The organism is Devosia crocina (assembly GCF_900116545.1).
GTDB lineage: Bacteria > Pseudomonadota > Alphaproteobacteria > Rhizobiales > Devosiaceae > Devosia > Devosia crocina.
Window position 1 is genome coordinate 960086 of record NZ_FPCK01000001.1, and the last position, 24542, is coordinate 984627.

Consider the following 24542-nt stretch of genomic DNA (forward strand, 5'->3'; position numbering starts at 1 on the left):
AAAGGCGCATGCGCAATTATACCAGTCGATAATCACACTTTTGATAACCCTATTCCGCCGGAGCAGGAATAGGCGGGGTGGCGCCGGTGCGCCGATCCCAAATGGCCGACAGCAAAGCAATTGCTGCCGATAGAGCCGAGCATGCCGCCCCGATCAGTGGCAGTACGCCATAGCCAAAGCCGGCATCGATCAAAGCCGCACCCAGGATGGCGCCGATGGCGATGCCGACATTGAAGCCAGTGGGGATGAGCGCTGAAACCAGATTGGGCGCATCGGCTGCCCAGGCAAGGACGCGGGACTGGACAGGCGACCCGAAGGCGAAGTTGACGCCACCCCAGATGATGGTGGTGACGGCCATCAGCATCGGATAGGGGCTGACAAAATACATGGCGGTGAACATCACCGCCTGAAGCGCGAGAATGGTGATCAGCGATGGCATGAGCCGCCAATCGGCGAGGCGCCCGCCGATGAAGACGCCGACCGTCGAGCCGACGCCATAAAGCAGCAAGAGCCATGGCACCAGACCTTCATCAAGCCCGGTCACCTCGGTCAGGAGCGGGGCGACATAGGTGAAAAGGCTATATTGGCCGATCATCACCAGAACGGTGATGGCGAGGCAGGTAATGATCGGGGGGCGGCCGAGCACCCTGAACTCGCGCATGAAGCTGCCCGAGGTCGTGGCGCTTGCCACATTGCGCGGCAGGAAAAATGCGACAGCCAGCGTCGCCACCAAGCCAATGGCGCCCACGGCCCAAAAAGTTGCGCGCCAATCGAAGGCATTGCCGATAGCTGTGCCGCCGGGGACCCCGAGAATGTTGGAAACGGTCAGCCCCGAAAGGATCAGCGCTACCGCAAAGCCGCGCTTTTCTGGCGCAACGATGCTGACCGCGACGATGGCGGCAATGCCGAAATAGGCGCCATGGACCACCGAAACGAGAATGCGGGCCAGCATCAGCAGCTCAAATGTCGGGGCAATGGCGCACAGAACCTGTCCGACGACAAAAACACTGCCCAAAAGCAGGATCAGGACCTTGCGGGTCAGCTTCTTGGTGGCAACGGCGAGCAGCGGTCCACCGATGGCGATGCCAATGGCATAGAAGGAGATCAGGTATCCGGCGACAGGGATCGTCACACCCAGTCCCCTCGCGACATCGGGCAGAATGCCGGCGATGACGAATTCTGCGGTGCCAAAGGCGAAGGCCGCAAGGAAAAGAGCGATCAGGGGCAGGGACATCGTTTCGACCGCCCGTGGCGGCTCCAATTGAGCGCGTCTCTTTCCATGGCAGGCAAGGCGGCACAATCCATATTTTGCCTGGCCCGCTTTAGAAAATCTGCAATGGAGCGGCAATCGTTTGGTGGCAAGACAATCCCAGTTTAAGCTTATCGCGGGCAATCAGGGGATATTCCATGGCTATTTCGCAGACAACCAAACGTCGCTTCGCCTTCGCGACCGCCTTGCGCGGGGTGCTGATGCTGATTGCCGGGATCTACGCGATCCTTTTTCCGGCAGATGCTTTAACGGTGCTGATCCTGTTCGGCGGCGTCCTGCTGATCATCGACGGCGCGCTGGGCCTGTGGAGCCTTACCTTCGGCGGCGGCAAGAGCGGCAATTACTGGTTCGATATCATCGGCAATGCGCTGTCGCTGCTTCTGGGCGTGCTGTTTTTCATCCAGCCGCTGATCGCAACGATCTTTACAGCGACGTTTCTCGGCACCGTTGTCGGGCTCGCTGCGCTGTTTGTGGGTGTGATGCAGATCGTCGTGGTGGTTCGGGAGCGGGAAAGCTATGCCCGCATCTGGCCGGTGGTGCTGTCCGGCATCGCCTATGTGCTTCTGGGACTGGTGTTCCTGCTGTTTCCGCTGTTGACGGCGACAGTGGGCATGATCCTTGGTGGTTTCTTGCTCGTGATGTTTTCTCTGGGGCTTTTCGGCTGGGCCTGGCGGCTCTACCAATCGAGCAGAGGGTAGGCGGATCTAGCGATATCTGACGCTGACGCCCGCGACAGTGTCGTCGGCTCGCAGGGGGGCTGTTCCCGTTGGGGCCGTCAGGGCGATGGCATGGGCATCGATCCAGGCGGGCTCCAGAGCGGCACTGGCCGCAACTGAATAGAAGCTGGCGGCGTCGAAGGGGATCTCTTCAGCCGCCGGCACCAATGCTGCCTGGGTATTGGCCTCGGTTTGCCCACACTCGCGCGAGAAAATGACGAGGTCGAAGCGGCCGTCCGGAGATGTCAGGCGTTCCTGCTCTTCAACGGTGCAGGTGGGCACAAGATCGGCCACGATCCAGAGCGTGGCGCCGATCACCAGCGCCGGGCCGAGCGTGAGGCCGATAAGCACGAGCGGTGGCATCTTGGAACGAGGAGCCATGGTGCATAACCTAACCTATTGCGTGACTTTTGCTGGTTGAGTGCCTAGTTAGCCGATGCGCTTTTCTGATCAGTTCCTCGACGAGATCCGCCAGCGCCTGCCGATCACGCAGGTTGTGGGCGAACACGTGCTCTGGGACAAGCGCAAATCGCAGCCCGGCAAAGGGGACATGTGGGCCTGCTGCCCCTTCCATGCCGAAAAAAGCCCGAGCTTCCATGCCGATGACCGGCGCGGGATATATCATTGCTTCGGATGCGGAGCGAGCGGGGATCACTTTCGCTTTTTGACCGAAAAGGCCGGGATGAGTTTTCCGGAAGCGGTGGAAAAGCTGGCCGGAATGGCCGGTGTTCCCATGCCCGCTCGCGACGAACGGACCGAAAAGCGCGAAGCGGCGCAAAAGGGTCTCGTCGAGGTCATGGAGCTCGCAACCAGATATTTCGAGGCAGCACTGGCCCACAATATCGGGGCGCGAGCTCGGGGCTATCTGCTCGACCGCGGTGTTTCGCCTATGAGCCAGACGCGTTTCCGCATCGGTTTTGCCCCTGATAGTCGTAATGGGCTGAAGGAGCATCTGGCGGCCAACGGGGTTTCGGCTCAGGCCATGGTCGATGCGGGGCTCGTTACCAGCCGGGATGATGATCCACTGACTTATGATCGCTTCCGCAATCGCGTGATGTTTCCGATCACCGATTTCCGCGGGCGCATCATCGCGTTTGGCGGCCGCGCGCTGAGCCCGGATGTGCCGGCCAAATATCTCAACTCGCCGGAAACCAGTCTCTTTTCCAAGCGGCAGACGCTCTACAACGGGCAGTCCGCGCGTACTGCTGCCCGGGACGGGGCGAGCGTGATCGTGGTCGAGGGGTATCTCGACGTGATCTCTGCAGTGGCGGCGGGGTTCGAAGGCACGGTCGCGCCGCTCGGAACGGCCCTGACCGAAGAGCATTTGCAGCTGCTGTGGCGCATGAGCGATGTGCCGGTGCTGTGTTTCGATGGCGACAAGGCGGGTCTCAAGGCGGCCGAGCGGGCGATGGATCTGGTGCTGCCGCACCTCAAGCCGGGCCAGACCGTCAAGATCGCAACGCTGCCGGAGGGGCAGGACCCCGATGACCTGATCAAGTCCCATGGACGCGCAGCCTTTGCCGAGGTGATCGAGAAGGCGCGCAGCCTTTCGGACATGATCTGGAGCCTGGAAACCGGAGGGTTGGTGCCGGATGCGCCAGAAGAGCGCGCGGCGCTGCAGGCGCGTTTGCGCGAGCGCGCCAATTCGGTGCAGGACGCTACCGTGCGCTTCCACTACCAGCAGGCGTTCGACGAGAAGCTGAAGGCGTTCTTCGCGCCGATCCGCCAGGGCAGGGATGGCGGGCGGGGGCGCCCATCCTATGGGCAGAGCGGGGCCTATGGCTTTCCCTCGCGCGGTACGCCCCGCTCGGTGGTCTCGGACACATTGCGCAATTCACGCCTTGTCCGGGGTGGTGCCGGAATCGATCCCACCCCACGCGAGGCGACGATCATCCTGACGCTCGTCAATCATCCCGCGCTTGTGGAAGACAAGTTCGAGGCCCTGGCGGCGCTCGATTGCGAAACGCCGGCGGCGCAGAAGGTCCTCAGCGACATCCTGACACTTGTGGTTCGGCACCACGATATCTCTGCCGATGACCTGCAGGCGGCGCTGGGTATCCGCGGCCATGGGCCGACGCTTGGGCGCATGGCCGACACTCTGGTGCGCCAAGGCGTGTGGCAGGTGAGCAGCAGCACGGCGCTGGCCGATGCGGAAACAGGATTAAGTCATGCCCTGGCCTTGCATAACAAGAAAGTTCAGCTAAATAGGGAACTCAAGGCAGCCGAAGCGGCGCTGGGCGAAGACCCGAGCGATGAAACCTTTGAAAGGCTGCGAGACATCAAGAACCAGATTACCACTGTCGATGGCACAGAGGCATTGATCGAAGGATTTGGTTCGTTATCAGGACGCGCGACTCGCAGTTTTTAGAGCATGACTCTGAAGGCCGGCGAAGACGCGCGATTTCGCATATGGCGGTACGGCCGATGCGTCCCGAGGCGAGCCATGATAACCCTGGTGTGTTAACGCCTCGGTGACCAAACCTTTACCTTGTCTTGAGTCGTCACCACCTATGACAAGTCCGGCGCCCGAAGCCCACGGGCCCCGAGGAGTAGCAGATGGCCACCAAGGCAGCGAACAAAGCCAGCAAGGAAACCGAGAAGCCCGAATCCGGGGCTCCGGAGGCTTCCAACGACAGTCCTTTGATCGATCAGAACGATGCGGCCGTCAAGAAGCTCATCAAGGTCGCCAAGAAGCGCGGCTATGTGACCTATGAAGAGCTGAATGCCGTTCTGCCTTCGGACGAAACCACGTCCGAGCAGATCGAAGATTTCATGTCCATGTTCTCGGAAATGGGCATCAATGTCGTCGACGAAGACGAGGTTGAAGAGACCGAGGTCGAAAAGGACGAGGACGATACCGGCACCGAAGTCGCCCCCTCGGGTGGCACTGCGCTGGCCAATACGTCGAACACCAAGTCCGGCTCGGATCGCACGGACGACCCGGTGCGGATGTATCTGCGCGAAATGGGTTCGGTGGAACTGCTCAGCCGCGAGGGCGAAATCGCCATCGCCAAGCGCATCGAGGCCGGCCGCGAGACCATGATCGAAGGTCTGTGCGAGTCGCCGCTGACCTTCCAGGCCATCATCATCTGGCGCGACCAGCTCGCTGAAGGCGAGATCTTGCTGCGCGACATCATCGATCTTGAAGCCACCTATGCTGGTCCAGACGCCAAGCAGGCTGCGCCCGAGATTCCCGTTGCGCCCGCCAAGCCTGCTGCCGCAGAGCCCGCCAAGCAGGAGAAGGCAAAGCCCGCGCCGCGCCGCGCCGCCTCCGGCGAAGACGACGACTACGTGCCCGAAGAGCCCGAAGCGCCGCAGGATCCGGTCGAGGAAGAAGACGACGAATTCGACAACGCCTTGTCGCTGTCGGCCATGGAAGCCGAGCTCAAGCCGCAGGTTGTCGAAACCTTCGATCGTATCGCCCTAGCCTATGGCCAGATGCGGGTGATGCAGGACCGGCATGCCGAGGACCGTACTGCTACAGTTTCCGATACCGAAGCCAAGAAGCTCGAGGCGCTGCGTGGCGAAGTGATTGCCGACGTGAAGTCGCTCTCGCTCAATACCAGCCGTATCGAAAGCCTCGTCGAGCAGCTTTACGACATCAACAAGCGTCTTGTGCGGTTTGAAGGGCGCCTCCTGCGCCTTGCCGAGAGCTATGGCGTCAAGCGCGAAGTTTTCCTCCAGAATTACTATGGTCGGGAACTCGACCCGTCTTGGGAAACTTCCTTCGAAGGCTTCGATGGCAAGGGTTGGGCGGAATTTGCCCGTCGCGAAGTCGATACCGTGCGCGATATCCGTCACGAGATCGCAACGCTTGCTACCGAAACCGGCCTTGATATCGCCGAATATCGCCGCATCGTGCACAAGGTGCAGAAGGGCGAGCGGGAAGCTGCGATCGCCAAGAAGGAAATGGTGGAAGCCAACCTTCGCCTCGTGATCTCGATTGCCAAGAAGTACACGAACCGCGGCCTGCAGTTCCTTGATCTCATTCAGGAAGGCAATATCGGCCTGATGAAGGCGGTCGACAAGTTCGAGTATCGCCGCGGCTACAAGTTCTCGACCTATGCGACCTGGTGGATCCGGCAGGCGATCACCCGCTCAATCGCAGATCAGGCGCGCACCATCCGTATTCCAGTGCATATGATCGAGACGATCAACAAGATTGTCCGCACCTCGCGCCAGATGCTGCACGAAATTGGTCGCGAGCCGACGCCGGAAGAGCTGAGCGAAAAGCTGCAGATGCCGCTCGACAAGGTCCGCAAGGTGCTCAAGATCGCCAAGGAGCCGATTTCGCTGGAAACGCCGATCGGCGATGAAGAGGACAGCAACCTCGGCGATTTCATCCAGGATGTGAATGCGATCCAGCCGATCGATGCGGCGATCCAGTCCAACCTGCGTGAAACGACGACGCGCGTGCTCGCTTCGCTCACCCCGCGCGAAGAGCGCGTTCTGCGCATGCGTTTCGGCATCGGCATGAATACCGACCACACGCTTGAAGAAGTGGGTCAGCAGTTTTCTGTTACCCGCGAACGTATTCGCCAGATCGAAGCCAAGGCGCTGCGCAAGCTCAAGCATCCGAGCCGGAGCCGGAAGCTGAGGAGCTTCCTCGACAACTGAGTAGGTGGCTGACTATGCCGACGATTGCGTTGTTCTTCGGCATGGTTGTCCAGATGTACTGGCGCGACCACGCGCCACCGCATTTCCACGTGTTCTACCAAGGCTATGAGGGCAGTATTGCCATTGAGACCGGCGAGTTGATCGCCGGTAATTTACCAAAGACCGCCAAACGGTTGCTCCGGGATTGGACGGCAACCCATCGCACCGAATTGCTGGAGAATTGGGATCGCGGTAGGCTTCAAATGCCGTTCAACTCAATCCAGGGAGCCGACTATGACGATTGAATATGTGACGGTTGCTTCTTTGAAGGCGTTGCCTGACTACCGTCTCCATCTTGTGTTCAGCAATGGCGATGAGGGTATCAGGGACTTCTCCGATATTCTGGAAGATGCGGGTCCGATGATCTCGCCGCTGCGCGACGAGGCGGTATTCCGCAAAGCGTTTCTGACCTATGGCGTTCCGACTTGGCCCAATGGTCTTCAGCTCGATCCGACGAACTTGCGACTGGAACTGGCTGAACGTGGCCTTCTGTCCCATCCCGTGGCGGCTGAGTAGTTGGGCGCACCGGTCAAAGTCACCGCGCTGCGGGCCAGCGTGCCGTTCAAGCTGCAGGTGACGTTCTCGGATGGCACGTTCGGCACGTTCAACGCTGCCGATATGCTTGGTGAGCGCGGCGAAGGAACGGAGCCGCTGCGCGACAGGCGGTACTTTGCCAAGGTCGAACTCGTCAACGGCAAGCCGATTTGGCCCAACTACTTTGACATCTCGCCGCTTTGGCTGCAGGAGGAGATGGAGAAACGGGGCGAACTCGAGCGTCCCAAGCCTGTGCGTCGCATGATAACGGAGTAGCCCATGTCGTTCTGGAAGAAGATCTTTGGTGGCGGTGAAGACAATCAGGCCGCCCCGGCTGGCGACAAGGTGCTCGGTGAAGAAACGCACAAGGGCTTTCTGATCAAAGCCATCGAGATGAAGGCCGGCAGCGAATATCAACTGGCCGGCACGATCGAGAAAGAGCTCGATGGCGAGCTCAAAACATACAAGTTCATCCGCGCCGACCGGATGAGCTCCAAGGATGATCTGATTGCCTTAGCCATCGGCAAGGGGCGCCAGATCATCGATGAACAGGGGGACGCGATCTTCCGCTGACCTCACTCGCAGATTTGCTTTTCGACCGCGGGCCCCTCGGCTCGCGGTCTGTTTTTGAAGGATCGCATCATGGCCAAGAAGCCAACCGCCCGCACTGAATTCGTGATGTTCGACGTCGTCTATGAAGACGGCTCGCAGCGCTCCAACCGCAAGGTCGATGCCAACCTCCTCGGTGGTTTGGACGGCGATGAACCGGCACGCACCGCCATCGAAGAGCAGGATCGGGCAATTTCCGAAAAGTCCGGCGTTCCGCCGCTGGCGATCAAATCGATCAAGCGCTCAGGCAAGTAGGCGCAACGCCTTCTGCAGTGTTGCGGCCAAGGCCGTAGCACGTTCCAAGTAGCTCTGCCCGCGGGCGCTGAGATGGCGGGCGGGCAGGTGAGCCATGCCGTGCCGCGTGCATTGTCGCCTCGCCTCGCGTCCCAGGGCAATGACCACACGGCCTTCTAGCTCGTATCGCGCGACAGCTTCAAACGAGGCGTCCACGGCGGCAAGCGGCAATGCCTCCGAGCGGCTTTGCGCCAGAAGGTGGAAGCAGTGGGTGACGTAGAGATCGGCTCGCGTAAGGCCGAGTCGGACCAATGCAAGGTCGAGCACTTTATTGAATGCCATTTCCGGCAAGTAGCCGGTGCGCCGCAGATGCTCGCACTGCAGGAATGCGGTTGGCGCGTCGAGATAGTTGTAGGTCAGGAGCACGGGGCCGGACGGGCTGGCCGAGGCGAGGTGATAGGGTGTCACCCAGGCGCCATCAAGGCCCGCATCGGCATAGCTCAAATAGCCCGGCCACGAAAATGCACGGCGGCGCCTGACGATTTCGCCGTAGGGCGCCGCCGTCATGTTATTTTTCCAGGGCCTTATCAACAGCGGGTTTGACCACAGTTCCGTAGAGCTCGATCGCCTTCATGACCTTATCGTGAGGCAGGGTGCCGACGCTGAGTTGAAGCCCGAAGCGGTCGTGTTTAAACCACTCGTGCTGCATCAGGATCTTGTCGATCACCTCCTGCGGCGAGCCCATATAGTAAGCGCCGTCCGGGGTGGCGCCTGCATCGAACTGGGCGCGCGTGGTTGGCGGCCAGCCGCGTTCGGCGCCGATCTTGCTCATCACCGCACTATGGGCGGGAAAAGCGATGTCGCGTGCATCCTGACTCTCTGCGGCGATGAAGCCGTGGCCTGAAACGCCGAGCCTGAGCTGACGCGCATCGTGACCCATCTTCTCGCCCGTCTGGCGGTAGAGGTCCACGAGCGGAGCAAACTGACGCGGGCGGCCGCCGATGATGGCGATCATCAGGGGCAGGCCATAATAGGCGGCACGCGCGACCGAATTGGGCGTTCCGCCTACGGCAATCCAGAGGGGCAGGGGGTTTTGCAAAGGCTCGGGATGGATGGCGATGCCGGGGATCTGTTGGGTATGGGTGCTGCCCGGCCAGGTGATTTTGCCGCCCTGTCGAATGTTCAGCAGCATTTCGAGCTTTTCCTCGAACAAGGCGTCATAGTCGTCGAGCTTGAAGCCGAAGAGCGGAAAGCTCTCGATGAAGGAGCCGCGGCCGGCCATGATCTCGGCGCGGCCACTGCTGATCAGGTCGAGCGTGGCGAATTGCTGCCAGACGCGCACCGGATCTTCCGAGGACAGCACCGTCACCGCCGTCGAAAGGCGGATCGACTTGGTGCGGGCAGCAGCGGCGGCCAGGATCGTGACGGGGGATGAGGCGACATAGTCGGGCCGGTGATGTTCGCCAAGGCCATAGAAGGCCAAGCCCAGCTGGTCGGCCAGCTCGATCTCCTCGATCAGATCGCGCAGGCGCTCGGCAGGGGACTGCAGCGCATTGCCATTGAGCGGGTCAGGCGTGTTTTCCGCGAATGAATAAAGTCCGAGTTCCATGGCATTCTCCTTGCCCGCAGACATGGCGGTGGTCAGGGGCTGCCGCAAGAACGCACACCGGTGTTACCGGCGCGAGGGGAAACTGAAAGGCCCGGCAGTGCCGAGCCCCTTATCACACGTTGCTGTTCGAGGGCGTGTAGGCCCAGGGCTGAGGCGGCGTCGGCGCGGCCTGTGGTGCTTTTTCGCCAGCGGCTTTATGGATTTCGGTGATGAGGGCGGGCTCGAGCCGCAGCTTGGCCGCAAGGGCCTGGAGATAGGCCTGTTCTGCCGGTGTGTCGGCGGTGATTGCAACCAGAGACGCGGCATAGATTTCCGCGGCGTGTTCCGGCGTATCGGCCCGCGCGACAACTGCGTTGATGTCGAGCGGTGCGGAGAGTTCGTCGAAAACCCAGGCTTTTTCCTCAGCGGACAGGGGCATTGCCTTGAGGCGCTCGAAAATCGCCTCCTTCTCCTCGGCGTCAATGCGGCCATCGGCCTTGGCGGCTGCGATCATGGCGCGGACGAGAGTCTTGCCGAGCTCTTCTTGCGCAGCCTCGTTGCCAGGGGCGGGAATGAAGGCGTCCTCGCCCGGCATGCTGCTGTTGGAAGATTGCTTTTCCTGATAGCTCTGCCAAGCCTTGTAGGCCAGACCACCCACGGCAGCCATGGCGCCCAGGCGAGCCGCATTGCCCAGCATCTTTGTGGGTTTGCCGCCTGAGAGCAGCATGCCCGCCGCAAGGCCAGCAGCACCGGTCATCGCCGTCCGCTTCGTGTTCGGGTCGGACTGCATGGCCTTGATGATCTGATCGATATTGAACATGGAGGCTCCCTTGTGGTTTCCAGACAGATGGGGACTGGTGGACGGCCCTGCAAGCTAGCGACTTTGCTTGAGCACGAAAAAGCCCCGGTTCAGTGAACCGGGGCCTTGTAGCCTCGATGGGAGGGGTCGAGGCTGGAGGGGTACCCTTAGGTAGCCGGGGTGGTCGGAGCAGCAGGCTCAGCGGCCGGCGGAGCGACAGTGTCGGTAGCAGCCGGGGCCGTGGTGCTCGGAGCGGCTTCAGGTGCGGCTGCCGGGGCTTCGGTCATCGGGGCCGGGGCAAGGGCCGGATCAGTTGCCGGTGCTTCGACCGCAGGGGCGCCGTTCACATCAACCGATGTTGCCGGACCCGAATTGGCCGAGAATACGAGATAGCCGATGGCCAGAAGGGCCAGAGCCACAATGATGCCGACAAACCAACCTGTACCATTGCTTTCACGGGTGTAGACAGTGCGGTTGCCGTCGTTGGTATAAATCGTATCACGTTCTGGGGTAGCCATTTTGTGCTCCTTACAAGTGAAAAACCTGGCTGAAGAACGCGACGTATTCGAAGACAGTTCCGTTTTTTGTGATCACATCGCAAAAACAATTGTGGCACGAAAAAGACGCTGGCGGCTGAAGCGGTTGCTTGTCTTTTCTCAACTGTCATGATCCGTAACTTCCCCGTTGTTTGATGCTCTGTGTCGGATCAACAAAGAAGCTGGCAGGTGCCGGACAATAAAAAAGGGCCGGACTTGACGTCCGGCCCCTTGTCTCTTGCATCAGCGCCAGGTCAGTTGCTGGCGACGGTGATCAGCGGCGTGATCCGGCGGATCGTAACACGACGGTTTTCGCGCTCCGCAGCTTCGGTGCGGATCTTGAGATAGCGTTCGCCGTAACCCTGGGTGGCAAGGTTTTCCGGCGGCACGCCGTAGAAGTCGGTCAGGATACGCGCAACAGTCGCCGCGCGCAGGTCCGAGAGGCGCAGGTTGGAGATATCCGAACCCACCGCGTCCGTATGACCTTCGATCAGGAACGTTTCGGCGGGGTTGGTTTCCAGCAGAGCCAGCATGGCGTTGGCAACGCCGGAGAGGGCGCCAACCTGATCGCGATCGATGGTGGCGGCGCCTGTGTCGAAGGTCAGGTTACCCACCTCGAGACGGCGCACGGAGTCACGAACGCGTGCCGAACGCTTCACTTCGTCGATAGAGTAGAGGCGCGCCACCTGTTCGACGGGAGGCTGACGGAAAAAGGTCTGGACATCGGACTCATCGGCGTAGGCGGCGTCGAGCACGTAGTCCCGGACCGGGATGTTGAGGCGAAGCGGGGGCAGGTCTTGGCCCGGATCGCGCCAGACGACCAAATCCTGGTCATAGCGGTCATCAAAATAGGCGAGAACGATTTCCCGACCGTCAGGCGTGATGCGCGAACGACGCAGGATGTCACCATAGCGGTTGCGAACCGTAACGACTTGGCTGCCGTCAGGACGGGAGATAACCTCGCGTACCCGGTCGCCGGGCAGGTTCTCGTAGTAAACCTCGTCCTGCTGCGGGTTGTAGAAGCGATCGGTGTCCTGTCCGATGGAATTGACCACGAGCTGCGTGCCGACCTGCAGGATCACCTGCGTGATGACATCGCCAGCGCTGGCGGGACGCACCGGCACCTGCTCGACAACGGTCACGTTGTTCTGCTGGCCGATATTGTTCTGGGTGTTGTTGGTGACATTGTTCGTGACGTTGTTGGTCACGTTGCTGATATTGGTGATGTTGTTGACGTAGTTGTTCACCACGGTCTGGTTCACCGTTGTGCTGTCCGTTGCCTGGATAGCAGTGCCCTCTTCAGCGGAAACCGGCGGCAGCGGTTCGGCGGCAAGAGTCTGGATGAAGCGGGACTGTGCAGCGCGGTCATCCTCAGGCGGAGCGACGGGGGCAGCCTGGGCTTCAGCGGCAGGCTGTTCAGGCGTGGGCGCAGGCGCTGCAGGCTGCGTGCCATCGGCGGCAGCGGGAACCGGGGCTGCAGCCGATTCATCCTTGGCGCTGTCGAGCACGGGTGCAAGCTGCTCCTGCGTTATGCCGGGTGGCAGCTCTTCAACAACCTCGGCCGGCTGACCATCGGCAGTGACGGGCGCTGCCGGATCGACCTGACCGGCATTGGCGTCGGCTGCGGGAGCAGCGTTGGGGTCAACGACTGCAGGCTGATCTGCCGGAGCAGGCACGACAGGTGCTTCAGGAGCGGGCGCTTCGACCGGCTGTGCCGCAGCGTCTGGCACGGTCGATAGCGTCAGGCCAAGGGGAGCAAGGCAGCTGGCTGCATCGGGAAAGCCCGCATTGGAGCAGATTGCATTGATCTCGGAAAGCGCAGCATCGATGCGGGCCCGGGCAGCGCTTGAATCGCCACCGGCCGCGATTTCGGCGACAGCAGCGTTGTGGGCATCGACCTGAGCGGTGAGGGCAGCGGAAACATCCTGAGCGCGTGCGGGCTCTTCGGCCGGTGCGCGTTCAGCTTCAGGAGCCGGCTGCTCTGGCGCTGGCTGCTCGGGGGCAGCTTCTGCAGGTGCAGGTTCCTCCGGAGCGGCCTGTTCGGCAGCGGGAGCGCGTGGTGCTGGAGCCTCTTCGGGCACGGGGGCGCGTTCAGCGGGCTGTTCTGCAGCGGGCTCGGGCGCAGGTTCAGCCGGGGCTTCGGCCGGTGCTTCAGGCTGCGGCTCGGGTTCTGGGGCCGGAGCTTCGGGTGCGGGTTCTTCTTGTGCAGGCGCTTCCGGAGGCGGCGCTTCTGCAGCAGGCGGTTCAGGTTCGACCGCTTCAGGCGCAGGCGGCTGTTCAGCCGGCGCTTCTTCAGGGGGCGCCTCGGCAGGCGGAGCTTCAGGAGCCGCTTCTTCAGCAGGCGCTGCGGCCGGTGGCTGTTCACCGCCGCCTGCGGGCTGAGCCGCGATACAATCCTCGATGGTCGTGAAACCAGCATCCACACATGCCTGCGGCAGCGCGGCACCGTCCTGAGCGTTTACCGCTACGGGCGCCATGCTGAGCAGCGTGAGACTGGTGCCGGCGAAGAGCCAATTCTTGAGGCGCATATTCTTTCCTTCGTCGTGTGATGACACGTTGTACCAAGCATCGAGGGCTCTTTCTGAACGCAGGCTGAATGCGATGGCTGCGCGCGCTGATGCGCCCGATATTCCTGTAAGGCCCAGAACGCTGCGGATTTGAGGCGGGTTCCCGATGCTCTTCGGACACAGGTGCCGGCGGGATCGTGACCGATCTGGGGCAGATGGACGCTTCTTCACAGACTCGGGCTTCGCCCTTCGGTCTCGATCATGCTAGGGGCAACCATGCGCCAAACCAGAGAACAGATCGTCATCAGCACGCAAGGGCAGGGGCTCTACGACTTCACTCGCGCGTTGCGCGGCTTCATCGAGCGAAGCGGTGTCGTCGATGGTCTTGCGACTGTCTTCGTACGCCACACCTCCTGTTCGCTGCTGATCCAGGAGAATGCCGATCCCGATGTTCAGACCGACATGCTCGGCTTTTTCCGGAGTCTCGTGCCCGAAAGCATGGATTGGCTCGTCCACACAACCGAAGGGCCCGATGACATGCCGGCTCATATCAAGTCGGCACTGACACAGGTTTCCATCGGCATCCCCGTCACAGAGGGCCGGCCGGTGCTCGGCACCTGGCAGGGGCTCTACCTTTTTGAACATCGCCACGCCCCACACCGGCGTCAGGTGGCGATGCACATCATCGGAGAATGATCATGGATTGGAACACGCTGATCGATTACTGGCCCTTCGTGCTCGGGATGCTGGCTACCGGCGTGGTTTCGGGTGTGGCGGCGGGCCTGCTCGGCATTGGGGGCGGCGCGGTTATCGTTCCGGCGCTGAGCAATGCGCTCCTGTTGATGAACTTTGATCCCGAAGTGGTGCAGCACGTTGCCGTAGGCACTTCGCTCGCCATCATCATCCCCACCGGCATTATGAGTGCCCGCTCCCATCACAAGCGTGGCGCACTCGATCTGGAAGTGTTCAAGCTTTGGACGCCGTTTATCGTCGCTGGCACCTTTATCGGCGGACTGATGGCGGGGCTCTTTTCGGGCGATACGCTGCGCGTGGTGTTTGCCGTGCTTGCCTTCGTGATCGCAGCCAATATCCTTTTCTCTTTCCAGACCAGGCTGATGGGACATCTGCATGAGTCGAAGCCCACCCATCGCATCGCAGCGCTGGTGGTGGGCTATCTCTCGTCATTGATGGGGATCGGGGGCGGTTCGCTCACCGTGCCGACGCTCGTCGCGTTCGGCCAGAGCATGCATAAGGCGGTGGGAACATCGGCGGCCATTGGAGTTGCCATCGCGCTATCGGGTACTCTGGGTTTCGTGATCTCAGGGCAGGGCGTGAGCAACTTGCCGCCGCTGAGCCTTGGCTACGTCAATCTCGTGGCGCTGGTGCTCGTTGGGGGCATGGCAACGGTGTGCGCGCCGATCGGCGCTGCCCTGGCGCATCGCATGGACCAGAAGACGCTCAAATATGTCTTTGCCGGCTTTCTCGTGGCCGTTGGACTCAACATGCTCTGGAAGGTTCTGGCCGGCTGATCTCGTCCGGAAAAGCCGGCGGGGGCGGGTGACTACGGAAACCGCCCCCACCATCCGAGTTCCCGATGGGGAAAACGGAGGCTGCGTCCCGGCGGACCGAGACGCTGAAAGATGCAAATGTGGATCGGCCCTCAAGGGTTCAAGAGCGCTAATGCCGATTAGTTTCGAGTGTCTTCCAGATCCCACTCGACCTTGACGGTGATGGAGAAGCTCATTTCACCTGCTTCCACTGGCACAGGGGCCGAGGCCATTTCTGCGCGTGCGTACATGGGATAGGGCTGCGGCGCATCGAAGCCCTGGCTTTCGCTGATCGATTCAAGCTCGCCAAGGGTCGCGTTGGCCGTGGTGGCGTAGAGTTCGGCCTTGGCGCGTGCATCGGCAAACGCTTCCCTGCGCGCTTCATCAAGGAGGGCGCTCGGATCGGCGACCGAGAAGCTGATGCCATTGATGGTGTTGGCGCCGACATCAACGGATTTATCGAGGATCGACCCCAGCTCTTCAAGATTGCGCACAGCTACGGTGACCGAGTTCGCGACCTGATAGCCGTTGATCTTGGGGGGCAGGGTATAGCCGTTCTCGTCGCGCTCTTCGGAATAGACATAGTTGGGGTTGACCGTGAACCCCGAGGTCTGAATATCCCGTGCCTCAATGCCGGCTTCCTTGAGTGTCTCGATCAGCTCGGACATGGCGGCAGTATTGGCGTCGAGCGCTTCGCGGGCCGTGGCACCCTGGGTGGTCACGCCCGAATTGATGAGGGCCATATCGGGTGCGGCGCGCACCTCGCCACGTCCTTCTATGGTAATGGAGCCGGCCAGCGCCGGAGCGGCGGCAGCGAGAAGCGCGAGGGGGGCGACGGCAAGGGCGAGACGCATTGTAAACTCCTGTCGATGGTGGGCATTTCTATCCCACCCAATGCGTCAGTATTGCGGCGCAGATGAACGGAGCTTGAATGAAGCCTTCAGGGCGGGGTTGGCTATAGGTCTGACTATCCCAAGGTTGGACTTGCGCCCGGCCGTGTCACCGGGTTAGTCACGGCTAACATTTTAGCTGGGGACCACATGGGCACGAACATCATTCCAAACGGCATCCTTCTCGGTCGAGCCCGCGTGCCTGGCCAGACCCTGCCGCGCGTGGTCACCGTGCGCGATGGCAAGCTTGTGGACATCACCGCCAAGGGCTTTGCGACGGTGCGCGACATTGCCGAGAGCGGCAAGGCGGCGGAGCATGTCAGGACGGCACCGGGAACTGAGCTGGCCGATATTGATGCTGTTCTGGCCAATTCCGTTGCCGGCAAAGGCGGTGACGATGTGCCGGTGCTGCTCTCGCCTATCGATCTGCAGGCGATCAAGGCTTCGGGCGTGACCTTTGTGGTCTCGCTGCTCGAGCGGGTGATCGAGGAACAGGCGCGCGGGGACAAGTCCCGCGCCGATGCCCTCCGCAGCGAAATTCTTGAACTGATCGGCACCGATCTGAGTCAACTCGTGCCCGGCTCCGAGCCGGCCATGAAGGTCAAGGCCGCGCTGATTGGAAAGGGTGTCTGGAGCCAGTATCTCGAGGTCGGCATCGGGCCGGACGCGGAGATCTTCACCAAGAGCCAGCCGATGAGTTCGGTCGGCTATGGTGCCGAAGTCGGCCTCCATCCTATTTCCAGCTGGAACAATCCCGAACCGGAAGTTGCGGTGCTGGTCACCAGCAAGGGCGAGATCGTGGGCGCAACTCTCGGCAATGACGTTAATCTGCGCGATGTCGAAGGCCGTTCGGCCCTGCTTTTGGGCAAGGCAAAGGACAATAATGCGTCCGCTTCCCTTGGACCGTTCATCCGGCTCTTCGATGGCGAGTTTACGCTTGAGACCGTCAAGCAGGCCGAGATCGCCCTTCATGTGGAAGGCACGGATGGCTTCGTGCTCGAGGGCGCGTCCAATATGTGTCAAATCTCGCGCACGCCGGAATCGCTGGTGGCCGCAACCATCGGCGAGCATCACCAATATCCTGATGGACTGGTGCTTTACCTCGGCACCATGTTTGCTCCGGTTAAGGATCGCGACGGGGCGGGCAAGGGTTTTACCCATAAGATTGGCGACACTGTCTCCATTTCGACGCCATCGCTCGGTACGCTGACCAACACCGTCAACCTCTCCACCCAGTGTCCGCCCTGGACCTATGGCACGAGCCATCTGCTGCGGGATCTCGCCCGCGCTGACCTTCTTTAAATCCAGCGCTTAACTCCTCCCGAGCGCGAATGCGAAAGGCCTCGACATGACCGAACTGCACAAGAACCTGATCAACGGCGAGTGGGTGGGATCCGATGGGGTCGAGAACATCAACCCCTCCAATATCAAGGAAGTCGTGGGCGTTTATGCCCGCGCGACGGCTGAAGAAACCAAGCAGGCCATTGCTGCCGCCAAGGCCGCTTTCCCGGCATGGTCGCGTTCGGGCATTCTCGAGCGGCACGCCATTCTGCGCAAGACGGCCGACGAAATCCTGGCGCGCAAGCAGGAACTGGGCGAGCTTCTGAGCCGCGAGGAAGGCAAGACGCTTCCCGAAGGTATCGGCGAAGTGACCCGTGCGGGCCAGATCTTCGACTTTTTCGCCGGTGAAGTGCTGCGCCTTGCCGGTGAAGTGCTGCCGTCCGTTCGTCCGGGCGTGGGTGTCGAAATCACCCGCGAGCCGATCGGGGTCATCGGCATCATCACGCCGTGGAATTTTCCGATCGCCATTCCGTCCTGGAAGATCGCGCCGGCGCTCGCCTATGGCAACACCGTCGTGATCAAGCCGGCTGACCTTGTACCGGCTTCCACCTGGGCTATCGTCGATATCCTGGTGCGTGCGGGCCTGCCTAAGGGCGTGCTGAACCTGGTGATGGGCAAGGGTTCAGTCGTGGGCCAGACCATGCTGGACAGCAAGGATGTGACCGCAATTTCGTTCACCGGTTCGGTGGGCACAGGCAAGCGCGTTGCCGCGGCTTCGATCGAGCATAATCGCAAGTTCCAGCTCGAAATGGGCGGCAAGAACCCGACCATCGTGCTCGATGATGCCGATCTCAAGGTGGCTGTCGAAACCGTTGCGCAGTCGGCGTTCTTCTCGACCGGCCAGCGCTGCACGGCGGCTTCGCGCGTGATCGTGACCGAAGGCATCCACGATGCATTCGTGGAGGCTTTGGCCGAGCGCACCCGCAATCTGCGCGTGGGTGATGCCCTTGATAAGAATACGGAAATCGGCCCCGTGGTCGATCCCAGCCAGCTCAAGCAGGACACCGACTATATCGAGATCGGCAAGGGCGAAGGCGCCAAGCTGGTAGCTGGTGGCGATCGCGTAACGTCGGCCAATGAAGGCTACTTCCTGCAGCCGACGCTCTTTACCGAGGCGACCAATTCGATGCGCATCGCGCGCGAGGAAATCTTCGGACCTGTGGCTGCCGTGATCAAGGTGAAGGATTACGAAGAGGCGCTAGCAACTTCCAACGACACCGAATTCGGTCTTTCCGCCGGGATCGTCACCACCTCGCTCAAGCATGCGACGCACTTCAAGCGTAACTCGGAAGCGGGCATGGTGATGGTCAATGTGCCTACGGCTGGCGTCGATTTCCACGTGCCGTTCGGTGGTCGCAAGGGCTCGAGCTATGGTCCGCGCGAGCAGGGCCGGTACGCCGCCGAGTTCTTCACTGTGGTCAAGACCGCCTACACCGCCGCCGGCTAAACAGAGGCGCAGATTTGATGTGAAACGGGGCCCATTGGGCCCCGTTTTGTTAGCATCCGGTTAGCGCGACCGCTGGGTAAGCGCCATTCCGGCTATGATCAGGAGAACGCCGAGTGCGCTCGCCCAGACCGTCACGGGTGCGCCGCGCACAAGGTCGAAAATCACGCCCGAAACCATCTGGCCGGAGATGACCAACAAGGTCGAATTGACCGCGCCGATGCGCGTGATGAGCCAGGAGCCGGAAGCGACGAAAACGACGCCGATGGCGCCGCCGAGATAGATCCACCAGGGGAAGGTGGCGATGTCGGCCGGAATGAAATTGCCCAAGGCGAGGCCGAGTACGGTCAGCACCACGGCGCCAATGATGTGATTCCAGAACGAGGAAATCATCGGAGTGGTCGAGAGGGAGAGACGGCCGTTGACCTGGCGGCTGAGGATGACGAGGAGGCCGGCTGCGAAGGCGGCCACGATGGGCAGGATCATGCGGCACCCAATCCGAACAGGATGATGAGAAGGGAGCCGGCAGCAATGAGGATGACCGCGCCAGCGTCGCGCAGGTCGAGCCGGCGCCGGGGGAGGCCGAGGAGGCCCCAGAAATCGGCGGCGAGCGACAGGACGACCTGTCCGGCGAGACCCAGCGCCAGAGTGCCCGCAAGGGCGAGGGGGGAGTTTACCGCTGTCGAAGTCAGCATCACCGTGACTGCGCCGCACACCCCTCCGAGATAGGACCAGAGCGGCGGCTGGCCGTACGTGACGGTGGCGGTTTGCGCTTCGGCGCGCTGTCGGCGCCAGATCAGGGCTAGCAGTATGACGGCGACGACGGTGCCGACCGTGTGAGCGATCCAGGAAGAGAAAAGGGCGCCGCCATAGCGGCCGGCTTCGCCATTGATGAAAATGGCGAGCGTGAGCAGGCATCCGCTCCCGAAGGCGGCAACCAGATGCAGCGGATTGGTCCGCTGGGGCGTCGAGGAGGTCATCAGGGGAAGATCCGAGTCGGAGGTCGGCGCAGTGTAGCGGCAAGCGGCGAGGGAAGGAAACGTTGGCGGTCGAGTGAAGGAGCCCCCACCTGACCTCACAACAGAAAAGGGGAAGGGATCGTGCGGTGGCTCACGGGCACTCTTTCGCGAACGAGATGCGGCTTGCTTTAGGATGTTTGGTGAACCATGAGAGGGGAAGGAGTTTTAAGCAACCATGACAGAGCGCGCGTCCATTCTTGCGCCCTTCCGCCACGACACGTTTCGCATGTTGTGGCTGGGCACGCTGATTTCCAATCTGGGGGGATTGGTGCAGGCGGTGGGCGCGGGGTGGATGATGACGACGCTGACCACCTCGCACAATATGGTGGCGCTGGTGCAGGCCTCGAACACGCTGCCGATCATGGTTTTTTCGATCGCAGCGGGCGCTCTTGCGGATAATTTCGACCGGCGCAGCGTGATGCTGGTGGCCCAGTGCGGGATGGCGATGGTGTCGCTGGCCCTTGCGGTGACGGCATTCATGGGATTGCTCAATCCCTGGCTGCTCCTGACCTTCACCTTTCTGATCGGCTGCGGCACGGCGCTGTTCAACCCATCCTGGCAGGCGAGCATGGGCGATATCGTGCCGCGCGAGGATCTGGCGGGGGCGGTAACGCTGAACGCCATGGGCTTCAACATGATGCGCAGCGTGGGACCGGCGGTAGGCGGGCTGATCGTGGCCTTTGCGGGGGCGAGCGCTGCCTTTGCGGTGAATGCGGCGACCTATATGGGCCTGATCGCAGCCTTGCTGCGCTGGAAACCGGAACGGAGCAAGCCGCGCTTGCCGCGCGAAACGCTCGGGAGCGCCATGGGCGCGGGTATTCGCTATGTCTCAATGTCGCCGAACCTGCTGACGGTGTTGTTTCGCGGGCTTCTGTTCGGCTTTGCGGCCATTGTGGTGCTCGCTCTGCTGCCGGTCGTTGCAGAGCAATATGTGGGCGGCGGCGCGCTGGTTTATGGAACGCTGCTCGGAGCGTTTGGGCTTGGCGCCATCGGCGGGGCGTTTTTGAACGGTCGGATGCGCGCGCGCTTCGGCAATGAAGCGATCGTGCGGCTTGCTTCGCTCGGCTTTGCCGCGGCGATGGTGGGGCTGGCCTTCAGCCGGGATCCGCTACTCAGCCACTTCGTGCTCTTGCCGGCGGGCGCCTGCTGGGTGTTGTCCCTGTCGCTCTTCAATGTCTCGATCCAGCTTTCCGCGCCGCGCTGGGTGGTGGGGCGAGCACTCTCGCTCTATCAGACGGCGACCTTCGGCGGCATGGCCGCAGGCAGCTGGATCTGGGGCATCACGGCGGATGCCTGGGGTCCGAACTGGGCACTGGTGGCGGCGGCCTGCGTGCTGGTGCTGTGCGCTGCCGTGGGCCTGCGCCTGCCTTTGCCGCAGTTCAACGATCGCGATCTCAACCCGCTCGATACGTTTAACGAGCCGATGCTGAAGCTCGACCTGCGGCCGCGCAGCGGGCCGATCCTGATCATGGTGGATTATCGGATCGCCCAGAGCGATATCCCGCGCTTTCTCGGGCTGATGAGCGAGAGGCGGCGCATTCGCATCCGCGACGGGGCAAGGCAGTGGTCGCTGCTGCGCGATCTCGAACAGCCTGACCTGTGGGTCGAAAGCTACCACGTGCCGACATGGGTCGACTATGTGCGCCACAACCTGCGGCGCACCAAGGCCGATGCCGACAATATCGAGCAGTTGCGGGCACTACATCAGGGCGCGGACCTGCCGGTGGTGCACCGGATGATCGAACGGCAGACCGTGCCGCTCGATGATCGCACGCCGCTGCGCGACAGCCCGGAAGTGGCACCATAGATGGTCGCGGTTTTCGTGGATGCCGATGCCTGTCCGGTCAAGGACGAAGCGCTTCGCGTTGCCGAGCGACATGGCCTCGTGATCACCTATGTCGCCAATTTCGGGCTCAGGCCCTCGCGCGACCCCATGGTGCGGCACGTGATGGTGCCGCAGGGGGCGGATGCGGCAGATGACTGGATCGTGGACCATGCAGAAATGGGCGATGTGGTCGTAACCTCGGACATTCCCCTTGCAAGCCGGGTGCTTGCCAAAGGGGCTGTCGCGATCGGGCCGGCCGGGAAGCTCTTTACCGCCGACTCCATAGGCATGGCGCTGGCCATGCGCGATCTCAACCAGCACCTGCGGGAAACCGGCGAGAGCCGGGGGCTCAATGCCAGCTTCACCGCCAAAGACCGCTCGCGTTTCCTGCAGGAATTCGACGCTTTGATCCAAAGGGCAAAGCGCGACGCGGCAGGGGCCTGAGGCGATTTGCGGCGCCAGCCTTGACTTTGACGTATTCAACACCGATTATCTGATCACACGTTTTCTGCCCATGTTGGCGATCTACCTATCGGCCCGGCCGATTTTGGCTTTCCTTCGAAACTGCAAACGTTATCTCATTCCCTGTGCGTGCTGCACCGGGAACTCCATCGCTTGCATAGTCGCGAGCCCAATCCTGAGGACGCCATGATCAACGGCACCGTAAAATTTTTCAACACTACAAAGGGCTTCGGCTTCATCTCGCCTGACAATGGCGGCAAGGATGCCTTTGTCCATATCTCCGCTCTCGAGCGCGCCGGCATTTCCGGCCTGGCCGATGGGCAGAAGGTCACGTTCGACCTTGACAAGGGCCGCGATGGCCGCGAGTCCGCTGTCAACGTGCAGCTGGCCTGATTTCGGCCGGGGCAGCCAGCCTGCCCCGCCAACAAGGAACGTCTGATGTCTCATCGGTACATTATCGGCCAGATGCTCGAGCTGCGTTCCGCACCCCGACACAGCAACAGGCCCTCTGGCCCTTGCGAAGTCATTTCTCGCCTGCCGCATGAAAACGGACCGGTGCTCTACCGGGTCCGGTCACAGGGCGAGAGCATCGAGCGCGTTGTCGAAGAGGGCGACCTTTCGCCCAGCGACGCGCGCAAACCGGCAGAAAGCGAACGCGCAACCGCGTTCAGCATCGCCATCACCAAGCGGTAAGCGCCTTAACGCGCCAGCTGTCTTCGAGCGCCGGAGCCGAAAGGCTCTGTCATGCGCTTGAGACATTGCGCGCGCCAATATGAGCCAGCCCGCTGCCGCCGCGAGTCGCGGCGCGCCAGAACCGGCACAAGCCGGCAGAAAGTTTGACATGAATACGCATAATCTCAGCGCTCCGGGCCATCTGTTCCTCGGGAGCGACATCCAGACCGCCCGCGCCCTCGGCGCCCGGCGCTTTTCCTCGGCTGCAAAGGCCGTCCGCTTCGCCATGGAACAGGCAGCACCCGTGAGCCTGCGCGGTGCGATGCTGCTGGTGGGCGAAGAATCCCTGGGGCCGGACCAGATCCGTTCGCTGCATCGGCAGATGGAAAAGATCGGCCAGGCGCGCCGGTCGCACCAATAGAAACGCCGGCCATAATGGCCGGCGCATTCAGTCCCTAATCCGAGCGGAAGGCTCAGCGCTTGAAGGCGCCAGCCGGACGCTTGGGAGCGGCGATCAGACCTTCGCGGATGGCCTGCTTGCGAGCCGCCTTGCGATTGCGACGAACGGCCTCGGCCTTCTTGCGCACGCGCTCCTCGGAGGGCTTCTCGAAATACTTGCGGAGTTTCATCTCACGGAAGACGCCCTCGCGCTGAAGACGCTTCTTGAGAACACGAAGGGCTTGGTCGACGTTGTTGTCGCGTACCTGAACCTGCAAAAATAATTCCTAACTTGATGCTCGCCCCGGCCGACGTGGCGGGCGGAGCCGACCAGACGATCGGTGCCCCGTGACTATCAGCCTCGGGCGGCGATGCCAACCCTGACCGGCGAAGTAGCGGTTTATGCGGCCTGGCTGCCCACCGCTTGCTTGACGGCGATGTTCGCCATGGCCAGTGCCGCCTCGCGTGTCTTGGCGGCGGCAATGAAACGACCATTGTGGCAGAAGGTTGCGCCTTGCACCCCGCACGCCGCTTCGAGATCGCCATTCACAAGGCCTGCCCAGGCCGCAGGCAGATCGGCGCGCAGTTCAAAACCTTCCTCGGAGCGGCGGATGCCGGTGAGGCACCAATCCTTGTCGCGCGGATGGACCACAAACAGCAGGTGGTCGGCGCCAGCTTTCACCACGGCGGCGCGGAAAGGCATGCCCATGGGCAGTTCCAGCACCTGGTCCGATCCGGCGGCGGCAATGGCGGCGAGAACCAGCGCTTCGGCGCGCAGCTTGGCAGCGTTGCGGGCAATGCCGGCTTCGACGAAGCTGCGGGCGACGACGAGCGCGGCATGGAAGGCGCGCCGGTCGGCATCGGGGTCGGTGTCGTCGAAATCAGGCTTGAGAGTCTCGAGCAGCGAGGACAGCGAGAGGCCGGCAAGCGGCCCGGTTGGGCTGAGGGCGCCGTTGTCGACAAGATCTATGGGCAGAACGAAACTGGTATCGAAGGCTGTGTGCACGGCTTCGATATGGTCGGAAGGCACGCCGAGCGCGGCGATATAGTCGCGGCCAAAATGCTTCCAGACAAGCCCGAAGGAGCTATAGGGCTGGCCATCGTCGCGCCTGGGTGCGCCGCGCTGGTGATGATCAAAGATATTGGCCGCCGCGTCATAGGCGCCGCCCACATCGTAGATGATGCGGCCGGGGGCGGGGGTGATCCAGTCGGGCGAGCGGGAACGCACGATTTCGGCTTCAGGGAAAAGCCGGGTCAGCACCACGCTCGACAAAAGTTCATCGGCATGGAAGCCACCCGAATGGGTGACGAGGTGAGTGACGGACATGCCAGAAGGGCCTTTGCTGGGGCTGCGCTCGGTGCCGCACAGCTAGCCTGCTTCGCACCAAACTTGCAATGGTAACTATCCGGTAAGGTCTCCTTTAACCGTTTCGCTCTATGCCTGAACAGATAAGC

Annotated in this window: 29 protein-coding genes; 17 read left to right on the forward strand and 12 right to left on the reverse strand. The window is 61.8% G+C overall.

The features are described 5' to 3' along the window. Positions 1-49: 49 nt before the first annotated feature. A complete protein-coding gene (locus tag BM364_RS04470) occupies positions 50-1234 on the reverse strand; it encodes an MFS transporter (protein ID WP_092421414.1) in 1185 nt (394 codons plus the stop codon). Between the two features lie 173 nt (positions 1235-1407). Here BM364_RS04470 and BM364_RS04475 point away from each other — a divergent pair, with 173 nt between their 5' ends. Further along, entirely contained in the window at positions 1408-1968 is a 561-nt protein-coding gene (locus tag BM364_RS04475) for a DUF308 domain-containing protein (protein ID WP_092421417.1), read from the forward strand. A 6-nt stretch (positions 1969-1974) separates the two neighbouring features. Here the strand turns inward: BM364_RS04475 and BM364_RS04480 are convergent, their stop codons facing one another. Continuing rightward, on the reverse strand, positions 1975-2367 hold the full coding sequence (locus tag BM364_RS04480) for a hypothetical protein (protein ID WP_139232482.1): 393 nt from the start codon (positions 2365-2367) through the stop codon (positions 1975-1977). Positions 2368-2422: 55 nt separating this feature from the next. Here BM364_RS04480 and dnaG point away from each other — a divergent pair, with 55 nt between their 5' ends. The 7 genes from dnaG (at position 2423) to BM364_RS04515 (ending at position 8040) form a co-directional block, all read left to right on the forward strand. Continuing rightward, a complete protein-coding gene (gene dnaG, locus BM364_RS04485; RefSeq protein ID WP_092421422.1) occupies positions 2423-4354 on the forward strand; it encodes a DNA primase in 1932 nt (643 codons plus the stop codon). A gap of 188 nt (positions 4355-4542) precedes the next feature. Beyond that, entirely contained in the window at positions 4543-6603 is a 2061-nt protein-coding gene (gene rpoD / locus BM364_RS04490; RefSeq protein ID WP_092421425.1) for an RNA polymerase sigma factor RpoD, read from the forward strand. Positions 6604-6617: 14 nt separating this feature from the next. Beyond that, positions 6618-6887, forward strand: a complete 270-nt coding sequence (locus BM364_RS04495; protein ID WP_092421428.1) for a DUF4160 domain-containing protein — start codon at positions 6618-6620, stop codon at positions 6885-6887. Then, on the forward strand, positions 6877-7158 hold the full coding sequence (locus BM364_RS04500; RefSeq protein ID WP_092421431.1) for a DUF2442 domain-containing protein: 282 nt from the start codon (positions 6877-6879) through the stop codon (positions 7156-7158). Before BM364_RS04495 ends, BM364_RS04500 begins: the two co-directional genes overlap by 11 nt. Next, complete coding sequence (locus BM364_RS04505) at positions 7159-7452, forward strand: DUF2442 domain-containing protein (protein ID WP_092421434.1); 294 nt, start codon at positions 7159-7161, stop codon at positions 7450-7452. 3 nt (positions 7453-7455) lie between these two features. Next, positions 7456-7749 carry an HlyU family transcriptional regulator gene (locus tag BM364_RS04510; RefSeq protein WP_092421437.1) on the forward strand — a complete coding sequence of 98 codons (294 nt, stop codon included), beginning with the start codon at positions 7456-7458 and terminating at the stop codon, positions 7747-7749. Between the two features lie 69 nt (positions 7750-7818). After that, positions 7819-8040 carry a hypothetical protein gene (locus BM364_RS04515; RefSeq protein ID WP_092423869.1) on the forward strand — a complete coding sequence of 74 codons (222 nt, stop codon included), beginning with the start codon at positions 7819-7821 and terminating at the stop codon, positions 8038-8040. On the opposite strand, the gene BM364_RS04520 is transcribed toward BM364_RS04515, so the two are convergent. The 5 genes from BM364_RS04520 to BM364_RS18730 all read right to left on the reverse strand — a co-directional run bounded on the left by BM364_RS04520 (position 8029) and on the right by BM364_RS18730 (position 13470). Continuing rightward, positions 8029-8586: a hypothetical protein gene (locus BM364_RS04520; protein ID WP_092421440.1), complete on the reverse strand. Its 558-nt coding sequence runs from the start codon at positions 8584-8586 to the stop codon at positions 8029-8031. The genes BM364_RS04515 and BM364_RS04520 overlap by 12 nt on opposite strands. Before the next feature lies 1 nt (position 8587). After that, on the reverse strand, positions 8588-9628 hold the full coding sequence (locus tag BM364_RS04525; RefSeq protein WP_092423871.1) for an LLM class flavin-dependent oxidoreductase: 1041 nt from the start codon (positions 9626-9628) through the stop codon (positions 8588-8590). Positions 9629-9740: 112 nt separating this feature from the next. Next, positions 9741-10427, reverse strand: coding sequence for a tellurite resistance TerB family protein (locus BM364_RS04530; protein WP_092421443.1), 687 nt, complete (start codon positions 10425-10427; stop codon positions 9741-9743). Between the two features lie 146 nt (positions 10428-10573). Further along, a complete protein-coding gene (locus BM364_RS04535; RefSeq protein ID WP_092421446.1) occupies positions 10574-10924 on the reverse strand; it encodes a hypothetical protein in 351 nt (116 codons plus the stop codon). A gap of 272 nt (positions 10925-11196) precedes the next feature. Then, positions 11197-13470, reverse strand: a complete 2274-nt coding sequence (locus BM364_RS18730) for an OmpA family protein (RefSeq protein ID WP_280140620.1) — start codon at positions 13468-13470, stop codon at positions 11197-11199. A 255-nt stretch (positions 13471-13725) separates the two neighbouring features. Here BM364_RS18730 and BM364_RS04545 point away from each other — a divergent pair, with 255 nt between their 5' ends. Together BM364_RS04545 and BM364_RS04550 are read left to right on the forward strand one after the other, a co-directional pair. After that, positions 13726-14145 carry a secondary thiamine-phosphate synthase enzyme YjbQ gene (locus BM364_RS04545; protein ID WP_092421449.1) on the forward strand — a complete coding sequence of 140 codons (420 nt, stop codon included), beginning with the start codon at positions 13726-13728 and terminating at the stop codon, positions 14143-14145. 2 nt (positions 14146-14147) lie between these two features. Continuing rightward, on the forward strand, positions 14148-14978 hold the full coding sequence (locus BM364_RS04550; protein ID WP_175528460.1) for a sulfite exporter TauE/SafE family protein: 831 nt from the start codon (positions 14148-14150) through the stop codon (positions 14976-14978). Positions 14979-15136: 158 nt separating this feature from the next. On the opposite strand, the gene BM364_RS04555 is transcribed toward BM364_RS04550, so the two are convergent. Beyond that, positions 15137-15850: an SIMPL domain-containing protein gene (locus BM364_RS04555; protein WP_092421455.1), complete on the reverse strand. Its 714-nt coding sequence runs from the start codon at positions 15848-15850 to the stop codon at positions 15137-15139. A 186-nt stretch (positions 15851-16036) separates the two neighbouring features. Here BM364_RS04555 and BM364_RS04560 point away from each other — a divergent pair, with 186 nt between their 5' ends. Both BM364_RS04560 and BM364_RS04565 read left to right on the forward strand, forming a co-directional pair. Beyond that, on the forward strand, positions 16037-17188 hold the full coding sequence (locus BM364_RS04560) for a fumarylacetoacetate hydrolase family protein (RefSeq protein WP_092421458.1): 1152 nt from the start codon (positions 16037-16039) through the stop codon (positions 17186-17188). Positions 17189-17234: 46 nt separating this feature from the next. Then, complete coding sequence (locus tag BM364_RS04565) at positions 17235-18674, forward strand: aldehyde dehydrogenase family protein (protein ID WP_092421461.1); 1440 nt, start codon at positions 17235-17237, stop codon at positions 18672-18674. A gap of 60 nt (positions 18675-18734) precedes the next feature. Here the strand turns inward: BM364_RS04565 and BM364_RS04570 are convergent, their stop codons facing one another. Both BM364_RS04570 and BM364_RS04575 read right to left on the reverse strand, forming a co-directional pair. Next, positions 18735-19157: a DMT family transporter gene (locus tag BM364_RS04570; RefSeq protein WP_092421464.1), complete on the reverse strand. Its 423-nt coding sequence runs from the start codon at positions 19155-19157 to the stop codon at positions 18735-18737. Next, positions 19154-19651: a DMT family transporter gene (locus BM364_RS04575; RefSeq protein ID WP_092421467.1), complete on the reverse strand. Its 498-nt coding sequence runs from the start codon at positions 19649-19651 to the stop codon at positions 19154-19156. Before BM364_RS04575 ends, BM364_RS04570 begins: the two co-directional genes overlap by 4 nt. A gap of 214 nt (positions 19652-19865) precedes the next feature. On the opposite strand from BM364_RS04575, the gene BM364_RS04580 reads away from it, so the two are divergent. From BM364_RS04580 to BM364_RS04595, 5 genes are all read left to right on the forward strand, one after another. Beyond that, positions 19866-21497: an MFS transporter gene (locus BM364_RS04580; RefSeq protein ID WP_092421470.1), complete on the forward strand. Its 1632-nt coding sequence runs from the start codon at positions 19866-19868 to the stop codon at positions 21495-21497. After that, positions 21498-21959: a YaiI/YqxD family protein gene (locus tag BM364_RS04585; protein ID WP_092421473.1), complete on the forward strand. Its 462-nt coding sequence runs from the start codon at positions 21498-21500 to the stop codon at positions 21957-21959. It begins immediately after the preceding gene. A gap of 204 nt (positions 21960-22163) precedes the next feature. Then, positions 22164-22370, forward strand: a complete 207-nt coding sequence (locus BM364_RS04590) for a cold-shock protein (protein ID WP_092421476.1) — start codon at positions 22164-22166, stop codon at positions 22368-22370. A 45-nt stretch (positions 22371-22415) separates the two neighbouring features. Continuing rightward, on the forward strand, positions 22416-22670 hold the full coding sequence (locus BM364_RS18155; RefSeq protein WP_139232483.1) for a hypothetical protein: 255 nt from the start codon (positions 22416-22418) through the stop codon (positions 22668-22670). Between the two features lie 148 nt (positions 22671-22818). After that, the gene (locus tag BM364_RS04595; RefSeq protein WP_139232484.1) at positions 22819-23070 is read left to right on the forward strand and encodes a hypothetical protein; all 252 of its coding nucleotides are present in this window, start codon (positions 22819-22821) and stop codon (positions 23068-23070) included. A gap of 52 nt (positions 23071-23122) precedes the next feature. Here the strand turns inward: BM364_RS04595 and rpsU are convergent, their stop codons facing one another. Beyond that, a complete protein-coding gene (gene rpsU, locus BM364_RS04600; RefSeq protein ID WP_092421482.1) occupies positions 23123-23365 on the reverse strand; it encodes a 30S ribosomal protein S21 in 243 nt (80 codons plus the stop codon). Between the two features lie 122 nt (positions 23366-23487). After that, positions 23488-24414, reverse strand: a complete 927-nt coding sequence (locus BM364_RS04605) for an MYG1 family protein (protein WP_092421485.1) — start codon at positions 24412-24414, stop codon at positions 23488-23490. Positions 24415-24542: the final 128 nt, after the last annotated feature.

Coding starts and splice junctions, on each gene's coding strand:
- BM364_RS04515 (WP_092423869.1), top strand. CDS start 7,819: ATGGCCAAGAAGCCAACCGCCCGCACTGAATTCGTGATGTTCGACGTC.
- BM364_RS04480 (WP_139232482.1), bottom strand. CDS start 2,367: ATGGCTCCTCGTTCCAAGATGCCACCGCTCGTGCTTATCGGCCTCACG.
- BM364_RS04575 (WP_092421467.1), bottom strand. CDS start 19,651: ATGACCTCCTCGACGCCCCAGCGGACCAATCCGCTGCATCTGGTTGCC.
- BM364_RS04585 (WP_092421473.1), top strand. CDS start 21,498: ATGGTCGCGGTTTTCGTGGATGCCGATGCCTGTCCGGTCAAGGACGAA.
- BM364_RS04535 (WP_092421446.1), bottom strand. CDS start 10,924: ATGGCTACCCCAGAACGTGATACGATTTATACCAACGACGGCAACCGC.
- BM364_RS04565 (WP_092421461.1), top strand. CDS start 17,235: ATGACCGAACTGCACAAGAACCTGATCAACGGCGAGTGGGTGGGATCC.
- rpoD (WP_092421425.1), top strand. CDS start 4,543: ATGGCCACCAAGGCAGCGAACAAAGCCAGCAAGGAAACCGAGAAGCCC.
- BM364_RS04545 (WP_092421449.1), top strand. CDS start 13,726: ATGCGCCAAACCAGAGAACAGATCGTCATCAGCACGCAAGGGCAGGGG.
- BM364_RS04560 (WP_092421458.1), top strand. CDS start 16,037: ATGGGCACGAACATCATTCCAAACGGCATCCTTCTCGGTCGAGCCCGC.
- BM364_RS04590 (WP_092421476.1), top strand. CDS start 22,164: ATGATCAACGGCACCGTAAAATTTTTCAACACTACAAAGGGCTTCGGC.
- BM364_RS04550 (WP_175528460.1), top strand. CDS start 14,148: ATGGATTGGAACACGCTGATCGATTACTGGCCCTTCGTGCTCGGGATG.
- BM364_RS04555 (WP_092421455.1), bottom strand. CDS start 15,850: ATGCGTCTCGCCCTTGCCGTCGCCCCCCTCGCGCTTCTCGCTGCCGCC.
- BM364_RS04520 (WP_092421440.1), bottom strand. CDS start 8,586: ATGACGGCGGCGCCCTACGGCGAAATCGTCAGGCGCCGCCGTGCATTT.
- BM364_RS18155 (WP_139232483.1), top strand. CDS start 22,416: ATGTCTCATCGGTACATTATCGGCCAGATGCTCGAGCTGCGTTCCGCA.
- BM364_RS04525 (WP_092423871.1), bottom strand. CDS start 9,628: ATGGAACTCGGACTTTATTCATTCGCGGAAAACACGCCTGACCCGCTC.
- BM364_RS04580 (WP_092421470.1), top strand. CDS start 19,866: ATGACAGAGCGCGCGTCCATTCTTGCGCCCTTCCGCCACGACACGTTT.
- BM364_RS04500 (WP_092421431.1), top strand. CDS start 6,877: ATGACGATTGAATATGTGACGGTTGCTTCTTTGAAGGCGTTGCCTGAC.
- BM364_RS04510 (WP_092421437.1), top strand. CDS start 7,456: ATGTCGTTCTGGAAGAAGATCTTTGGTGGCGGTGAAGACAATCAGGCC.
- BM364_RS04470 (WP_092421414.1), bottom strand. CDS start 1,234: ATGTCCCTGCCCCTGATCGCTCTTTTCCTTGCGGCCTTCGCCTTTGGC.
- BM364_RS04475 (WP_092421417.1), top strand. CDS start 1,408: ATGGCTATTTCGCAGACAACCAAACGTCGCTTCGCCTTCGCGACCGCC.
- BM364_RS04495 (WP_092421428.1), top strand. CDS start 6,618: ATGCCGACGATTGCGTTGTTCTTCGGCATGGTTGTCCAGATGTACTGG.
- BM364_RS04595 (WP_139232484.1), top strand. CDS start 22,819: ATGAATACGCATAATCTCAGCGCTCCGGGCCATCTGTTCCTCGGGAGC.
- BM364_RS04530 (WP_092421443.1), bottom strand. CDS start 10,427: ATGTTCAATATCGATCAGATCATCAAGGCCATGCAGTCCGACCCGAAC.
- BM364_RS18730 (WP_280140620.1), bottom strand. CDS start 13,470: ATGCGCCTCAAGAATTGGCTCTTCGCCGGCACCAGTCTCACGCTGCTC.
- BM364_RS04605 (WP_092421485.1), bottom strand. CDS start 24,414: ATGTCCGTCACTCACCTCGTCACCCATTCGGGTGGCTTCCATGCCGAT.
- dnaG (WP_092421422.1), top strand. CDS start 2,423: ATGCGCTTTTCTGATCAGTTCCTCGACGAGATCCGCCAGCGCCTGCCG.
- BM364_RS04570 (WP_092421464.1), bottom strand. CDS start 19,157: ATGATCCTGCCCATCGTGGCCGCCTTCGCAGCCGGCCTCCTCGTCATC.